The following is a 6,935-nucleotide window of genomic DNA, read 5'->3' as shown; positions in this document are numbered from 1 at the left end:
TTGCGCGCCCGCCCGCGCCAAGGCTAAAAGGGCGCACCGGATGGGTGGCCGAGTGGTTTAAGGCAGCGGTCTTGAAAACCGCCGTGGGGCAACTCACCGTGGGTTCGAATCCCACCCCATCCGCCAAACACCGCCGATTGCCCTCCATGGTGCGATATTGCCGCCGTTTCCACGCTACAGCTCACCTATTCTACCAGCGGTTAAGCTTGGGATGAAAAGAGCTGTCAATAAGGCATGCAACAGACTCTTTACTCATCTCCTTGATACTCGGGATGCTGAATAGCTAAGTTCCGCACATAGCCGCCGAGGCGAGCGTCTCCCCAATCTGACAGGTTCAGCGATGCCCGCACGCCATCGACTACCAAGGCTTCGGGCTCGGAGGGCTCGTGTCCCCTGGGGTGGTGTAGGTGACGGTGTTTGACCGTCGATCACCGGCAGGGCCGGGATGTGTCAGGTTGCCATGGTAGGCAAATTGACGATGGGATCATCGCCCAGGGGCGCGATGGTTTCCAGGGTCATGTAGCGGGCGCGCTGGACCGCCCATTCATCGTTCTGTTCGAGCAGGATGGCGCCGACCAGCCGGGTGATCGCGGCCTCGTTGGGAAAAATCCCGACCACCTCGGTGCGGCGTTTGATCTCGCCGTTCAGGCGCTCCAGCGGATTGGTGCTGTGCAACTTGGTCCGGTGTTGGGCCGGGAAGCTCATATAGGCCAGGACATCGGGCTCGGCCGCGTCCATCAGGGCCGCCAGCCTGGGCACCTTGGGCCGGAGCTGGTCGGACAACGTGCGGGGCTGCGCGCCACGCCGTCTGCCGCGCGCCGATCTGGCACGCCGTTCATGATGCCTCCGGCCAATTGCGCTTCCCGGCCGGCGCGGACGCCGTGGCATTGGCGGCGGCCGGTTGACGGCGTAGGACATTTGCCCTACAGATTCGTAGGTCAAATGTCCTACGGCGCGATTCCAGGCTTCCTGCCGGCGCCGGACGTCATGGAGGCAAGGCATTGCGCGCGAGCGAGACACGCCGGCAGATCGTCGAAGCGGCCGACCGGCTGTTCTACGAACAAGGCTTCGAGGCCACCTCTTTCGCCGATATCGCGGCGGATGTCGGGCTGTCGCGCGGCAATTTCTATTATCACTTCAAGACCAAGGACGAGATCCTCGACGCCGTGATCGCGCTTCGGTTGGCGAATACGAGGGCCATGCTGGAAGCCTGGGAACAGGATGCCAGCGCCCCCGCCGACCGGATCCGCCGCTTCGTCCATATCCTGGTCATGAACCGGGCGAAGATCATGGCTCATGGCTGCCCGGTCGGTACGCTGTGCAACGAGTTGGCGAAACTGAATCACGCGGCCAAGGGCGATGCGGCCCGCCTGTTCGGCCTGTTCCGCGACTGGCTCGGCCGGCAGTTCGCCAAGCTCGGGCGCGAGGCAGAGGCGGATGCGCTGGCCCTCCACCTCCTGATGCGCAGCCAGGGCGTCGCGACGCTCGCCACCGCCTTTGGCGACGAAACCTTCATCCGCCGCGAGGTCGACGACATGGAGGCGTGGCTGTACGCCCAATGTCCCGCCGCTTCAAATCCCGATGCCCGCCAATCTGCCTGATGGAGAGGCCATGTTCGTCATCACCCTTCGCTTCGGCGACAAGACGAGAGCACCGCAGCTCATGGACGGGCACAATGCCTGGCTCAAACGCGGCTTCGACGATGGCGTCTTCCTGCTGGCCGGCAGCCTTCAGCCGAACGCAGGCGGCGCGATCCTGGCGCATCATGCCTCGCCCGACGAGATCGAGGCTCGCGTCCAGGAGGATCCCTTCGTCGCCCAGGGTGTGGTCGACGCCGAGATCATGGCGATCACCCCGGGCCGCACCGATGAACGCTTGGCGTTCCTGAAGGCCTGACCATGGGCGCCACGATCCCTGGCCCCGATGGACGGCCGCGCTGCCGCTGGTGCGCGGCGGCGCCCGAATTCCTCGCCTATCACGACACCGAATGGGGCTTTCCGGTCGCGGACGATCGCCGCCTGTTCGAGAAATTGTGCCTCGAAGGATTCCAGTCGGGTCTGAGCTGGCGCACCATCCTCGCCAAGCGACAGAACTTCCGCGCCGCGTTCCACGATTTCGATTTCGACCGGATCGCCGGCTTCACCGATGCCGACGTCGAACGCCTGCTGAAGAACGAGGGCATCGTCCGTCATCGCGGCAAGATCGCCGCCGTGATCAACAATGCCGGGCGGGCGCAGGAATTGGTGAAGCGGAAAGGCTCGCTCGCCGCCTATGTCTGGCGTTTCGAGCCCCGGCCGGGGGATCTGGCCGCGCCGCAGACCGCATCGACGTCGGCGGCGTCCGTCGCCCTGTCGAAAGACCTGAAGAAACGAGGCTGGTCGTTCGTCGGCCCGACGACGGTCTATGCCTTCATGCAGGCCATGGGCCTGATCAACGATCACGTCGAGGGATGCGTCGTTCGTGAACAAGCCGCCGGTGCCCGGGCGGCCTTCACACCACCGGGATGATGCGCGGCCCCTCCGCCGAATGATTTGCATCAAGGCGCATATGCGGATTTGCGCATATCTATCCGCCCATGGACACGCCGATCGACGCCCTCCTGAGCGCACTGGCGGAGCCGACCCGGCTCCGCGCGCTGCAGATCGTCTGGAATGACGACGAGCATTGCGTGTGCGAGCTGATGGCGCGGCTGGGTGTCAGTCAGTCGCGGATGTCGCGGCACATGGCGCGGCTCAAGGCCGTCGGCCTGGTGATCGACCGGCGTGACGCGCAATGGGTGCGCTATCGCCGGAATCCCGATCTGCCGCGGGCCTGGGCGGCGGTGGTCGAGCCGGTCCTCGCCGCCCTGCCGGCGCAGGCCGTGGCAAGGCCACACAAGAAGGTCGCCTGAGATGAACATGCGCAGCGCATCGCTCGATCAGTTCCGCAAGTCGCAGGGCACCTGGTTCGGCGGCCTCGCCGTCGCGGCCGTCCTCTGGTTCGCGCTCTATGGTCAGTTGCAGCCCTTCGCCCGCTGGCTGGTGGCGCAACTGCCGATCGCGCCGGGCGGCCATCTCGCCGCCTCGGTCGAATTCTTCTTCTACGACACGCCCAAAGTCTTGATGCTGCTGGTGCTCGTGGTCTTCGCCATGGGCGTGGTGCGCAGCTTCTTCTCGCCCGAACGGACGAGGACGATGCTGGCCGGCAAGCGCGAGGGGATCGGCAATATCGCCGCCGCCGGCATCGGCGTGGTGACGCCCTTCTGCTCCTGCTCGGCGGTGCCGCTGTTCGTCGGCTTCGTCTCGGCCGGGGTTCCGCTGGGGGTCACCTTCTCCTTCCTGATCGCCGCGCCGATGGTGAACGAGGTGGCGCTGGGCCTGCTCTTCGCGCTGGTCGGCTGGCAGGTCGCCCTCACCTATCTCTTCTTCGGGCTCTCGATCGCCATCGTCGCCGGCTGGGTCATCGGCCGCCTGCATCTCGAACATTGGCTGGAGCCCTGGGTGCGCCAGGTGCGTGCCGGCGCCGTCGACCTTCCGGACCGGCAGCTCGGCTGGACCGACCGTTTCGAGGCGGGCTGGGACGCGGTGAAGGAGATCGTCGGCAAGGTCTGGTACTGGATCGTCGCCGGTATCGCCGCCGGGGCCCTGATCCATGGCTATGTGCCGGCCGAACTGCTCTCCGGCATCATGGGCGCGGATGCCTGGTGGTCGGTTCCCGCGGCGGTCCTGCTCGGCATTCCGATGTATTCGAACGCGGCCGGGATCATCCCGGTGATCGAGGCCCTGCTCGGCAAGGGCGCGGCGCTCGGCACCGTGCTCGCCTTCATGATGTCGGTGATCGCCCTCTCGCTGCCCGAGATGATCATCCTCCGCAAGGTTCTGAGCCTCCGCCTGATCGCCGTTTTCATCGCCGTGGTCGGCTGCGGCATCCTCGCGGTCGGCTATCTGTTCAACGCTCTCTTTTCCTGAGAAGGACGCGATCCATGAAGGACATCAAGGTGCTCGGCCCCGGCTGCAAGCGCTGCCAGGCGACGGAAGAAATGGTGAAGGCGGCGGCGCGCGACCTCGGCCTCGACGTCGCGGTCGAGAAGATCACCGATTATGCCGCCATCGCCGGCTACGGCATCGCGTCGACGCCCGGCATCGTCATCGACGGCAAGGTCGTCCACGCCGGCGGCCTGCCCAAGGAAGACGACCTCCGGCGCTGGCTGACGGCGTAGCCGGCCGGAACGTCACGCCACCGCCAGGATCGCCCGCACGTCCCGCTTCGGCGGGACGCCGAAGAGGCGGCGGTATTCGCGGTTGAATTGGGTCGGGCTCTCGTAGCCGACGCGAAGCGCGGCGCTGCCGGCGTCCAGCCGTTCGGCGATCATCAGGCGCCGGGCTTCGTGCAGGCGAAGGTGCTTCTGGTATTGCAGCGGGCTCATCGCCGTCAGGGCACGGAAATGGTGGTGCAGGGTGGATTCGCCCATGCCGGCCACCGCGGCCAGGTCCTCGATGCGTAGGGGACGGTCGAAATTCTCGCGGATCCAGCGGATCGCGGCAGAAACGCGGTTGGTCTGCGTCCCCGTCTCCACCGCCTGGCGGAGCCGGCCGCCGACCGGGCCGGTCAGCACGCGGTAGAGGATTTCGCGCTGGATCGAGCGCGCCAGGATCGGGATTTCCGCCGGCCTGTCGAGCAGGTCGAGCAGGCGCGCCACGGCCTCGGCGAAGGCCGGCGTGACCGGGCCGACCGCCATGCCGGCGCCCATCGCCGCCGCCGGGGCCTGCTGGTCCACCTCGGCGATCAGGTCGCGTGCCATCTGGAGGTCGATGTCCTGCCGAATCGAGAGATAGGGTTCCGCCGCACTGGCACCCAGGACCTGGGCCACAGTCGGCAGGCCCACCGCGGTCAACAGGAAATGCGACTGGTCGTAGTGATAGCTCTCTTCACCCAGGACCACCCGCTTGGTGCCCCGCACGATGAAGGCGAAGGAAGGCTCGTAGAGGAAGGCGCCGGGCTCCATCGCCACCGTCCGCCGGTGCAGGGTGAGGCCGGGCACGGCGGTCGCCGCGGCGCCGTCATGATCGAGATGGCGGGCGATCACCGCCGCCATCCGCTCGCGGCAGGCCTCGGTCTCCGCATCCTCGGCGGCGAGCGTCATCGGCGATCCTTCCCGAAAGGCCGGCCGGGGCGGCAGGTCGTCCCGCCCCGGCGCGTTCTTCTCTTTTAGCACGGTCCTGTCGCTGTCAGGCCGGGAAGTCGGTCGACAGTGTCAGCGTCTTCCAGGCATCCGCATTGCGGCTCAGGGCTTCGGCCTTCCGCGTGAACACGGCATAGGCGTCGGAGCCGGCGGCGAACCAGGCGGGCGGCGCCGCGGCCGCGACGAGGGCCAGGACCGCATCGGCGAATTTCGCCGGATCGCCGATCTGGAGGTGGTTGTTCGCGTCGAGCATGGCCCGGTGGCGGGCCGAGGCCTCGGCATAGTCGGGGATCGGGATCTCGCCGTAACGAACCGAACTCGCATCCAGGAAGTCGGTCCGGAAGCGGCCGGGATAGATGCAGGTGACGGCGATGCCGAAGCGCGCCACCTCGCGCCCCAAGGCTTCCGACCAGCCGGAGACGGCGTGTTTGGTCGCGCAATAGACCGAGGAGCCCTCGAAACCCTCGATGCCGGCGATCGAGGAAATGGTGATCACATGGCCCGCGCGCTGCGCCCGCATCAGCGGCAGGACGGCGCGGGTCACATCGAAGACGCCGAAGACATTGGTGGCGAACTGCCGGTCCAGCGTCCCCTTCTCGATTTCCTCGAAGATGCCGAGCTGGCCATAGCCCGCATTGTTGACCAGCACATCGATCCGGCCGAAGCGCTGCCGCGCGGCCTCGACGGCGGCATCGATCGCCGCACCATCGGTGACGTCGAGGACGAGCGGCAGCAGCCGGTCGCCATAGGTGCCGAGGGTGGCGAGCGGCGCCGTGTCGCGGGCGGTGGCGGCGACACTGTCGCCGGCATCTAGGGCGGCGCGCGCGAGCGCCAAGCCGAGGCCGCGATTGGCCCCGGTGATGAACCAGGTTTTCATGATCAGTCCCGTGGAGGATAGGGAGTGGAACGGCAACGATGCATCGTTGCCGCCGACTCTATCGGCCAGGGGCGGCCCGGGGCTAGAAACGGCCCTGCCTGTTTCTTGCCCGATCCTGTCGAAGGGGCCTTTACTATTTCGCCGGCACGGCGGCCTTGTTCCGGGCCGTCATGGCATCCATCGCCGGGGCGAAACCCTTGAGATCGATCGGGAAACCCACCGGCTTGCCGTCGGCGCCGAGCACGGCGAGGGTGCCCTTGTCCTTCTCGCGGAAGGGCTTCAGGGTCTCGGCCGGGACGAGCTTCTCGACCAGGCAGCCCTGGGGCTCGCAGCGGGTCACCGGCCAGTCGGTGATATCGGGCGCACCGTCGATCCGGATCAACACGCCGGACTGGATCAGGAAGCCGAGGGGCAGCAGGAATTGCGTGCCGTATTGCCCCTTGTCGGGCAGGAAGGCGAATGACGCCTGCATGACCTGCTGGCCGGTGTCGCGGTTGGTCACGCTCTGCACGATGTCGCAGGGCGGCACCGGCGGCTTGTTCTGGGGCATGCAGCGCATGGTCCAGGACCCGAAGGTCTTGGTCTCCATGTCCGGCCGCGGCTCTTCGGCCGAAGCGCCCGCGGCGCTATAGGCTAGGAGAGCGGCCGCCAAGGCCACCCTGCGGAGGGAATGGGCCGCGGTGCGCGTGAACATGCTGAAGACTCGCCTCGAATCGAATGGGACCGGCGCCCGCATGGTAGCGGCCCGGTGGCGAAAGGACGAGGCTTCGGGGAAAAGTCGCGCTGGCGTCTCCTACGGGATTCGAACCCGTGTCGCCGCCGTGAAAGGGCGGTGTCCTAGGCCTCTAGACGAAGGAGACGTGAGGCGTTCGCGAGGTGCAGGTGGATACAGGCTCT

Annotated in this window: 9 protein-coding genes, 2 tRNA genes and 1 pseudogene; 7 read left to right on the top strand and 5 right to left on the bottom strand. The window is 66.9% G+C overall.

Annotation, left to right across the window (positions count from 1 at the left end):
• Window positions 1–38: 38 nt before the first annotated feature.
• Window positions 39–126, top strand: a tRNA-Ser gene (locus WC493_RS21025).
• Between the two features lie 324 nt (window positions 127–450).
• Here WC493_RS21025 and WC493_RS21020 read toward each other — a convergent pair.
• A pseudogene (locus WC493_RS21020) lies at window positions 451–795 on the bottom strand (transposase); the annotation flags it as partial.
• Window positions 796–1,001: 206 nt separating this feature from the next.
• On the opposite strand from WC493_RS21020, the gene WC493_RS21015 reads away from it, so the two are divergent.
• From WC493_RS21015 to WC493_RS20990, 6 genes are all read left to right on the top strand, one after another.
• Window positions 1,002–1,601: a TetR/AcrR family transcriptional regulator gene (locus tag WC493_RS21015; RefSeq protein ID WP_373068212.1), complete on the top strand. Its 600-nt coding sequence runs from the start codon at window positions 1,002–1,004 to the stop codon at window positions 1,599–1,601.
• Window positions 1,602–1,611: 10 nt separating this feature from the next.
• Window positions 1,612–1,896 carry a YciI family protein gene (locus WC493_RS21010; protein ID WP_373068210.1) on the top strand — a complete coding sequence of 95 codons (285 nt, stop codon included), beginning with the start codon at window positions 1,612–1,614 and terminating at the stop codon, window positions 1,894–1,896.
• Window positions 1,897–1,898: 2 nt separating this feature from the next.
• Window positions 1,899–2,507 carry a DNA-3-methyladenine glycosylase I gene (locus WC493_RS21005; protein ID WP_373068208.1) on the top strand — a complete coding sequence of 203 codons (609 nt, stop codon included), beginning with the start codon at window positions 1,899–1,901 and terminating at the stop codon, window positions 2,505–2,507.
• A gap of 68 nt (window positions 2,508–2,575) precedes the next feature.
• The gene (locus WC493_RS21000) at window positions 2,576–2,890 is read left to right on the top strand and encodes an ArsR/SmtB family transcription factor (protein WP_373068206.1); all 315 of its coding nucleotides are present in this window, start codon (window positions 2,576–2,578) and stop codon (window positions 2,888–2,890) included.
• A 7-nt stretch (window positions 2,891–2,897) separates the two neighbouring features.
• Window positions 2,898–3,947 (top strand): permease, encoded by a 1,050-nt coding sequence (locus tag WC493_RS20995; RefSeq protein WP_373068204.1) that lies wholly within the window; start codon window positions 2,898–2,900, stop codon window positions 3,945–3,947.
• Between the two features lie 14 nt (window positions 3,948–3,961).
• Entirely contained in the window at window positions 3,962–4,198 is a 237-nt protein-coding gene (locus WC493_RS20990; RefSeq protein WP_373068202.1) for a thioredoxin family protein, read from the top strand.
• A gap of 12 nt (window positions 4,199–4,210) precedes the next feature.
• Here the strand turns inward: WC493_RS20990 and WC493_RS20985 are convergent, their stop codons facing one another.
• From WC493_RS20985 to WC493_RS20970, 4 genes are all read right to left on the bottom strand, one after another.
• Entirely contained in the window at window positions 4,211–5,122 is a 912-nt protein-coding gene (locus WC493_RS20985) for an AraC family transcriptional regulator N-terminal domain-containing protein (RefSeq protein WP_373068200.1), read from the bottom strand.
• Between the two features lie 85 nt (window positions 5,123–5,207).
• The gene (locus WC493_RS20980; protein ID WP_373068198.1) at window positions 5,208–6,038 is read right to left on the bottom strand and encodes an oxidoreductase; all 831 of its coding nucleotides are present in this window, start codon (window positions 6,036–6,038) and stop codon (window positions 5,208–5,210) included.
• A 133-nt stretch (window positions 6,039–6,171) separates the two neighbouring features.
• A complete protein-coding gene (locus WC493_RS20975) occupies window positions 6,172–6,732 on the bottom strand; it encodes an invasion associated locus B family protein (protein ID WP_373068196.1) in 561 nt (186 codons plus the stop codon).
• A 90-nt stretch (window positions 6,733–6,822) separates the two neighbouring features.
• Window positions 6,823–6,898: transfer RNA gene (locus WC493_RS20970), tRNA-Glu, on the bottom strand.
• Between the last annotated feature and the right edge of the window lie 37 nt (window positions 6,899–6,935).

It is taken from the genome of Zavarzinia sp., assembly GCF_041650655.1.
Lineage (GTDB): Bacteria > Pseudomonadota > Alphaproteobacteria > Zavarziniales > Zavarziniaceae > Zavarzinia.
Note: the sequence above shows the minus strand (reverse complement) of the source record. Positions and strands in the feature narration are given on the sequence as shown.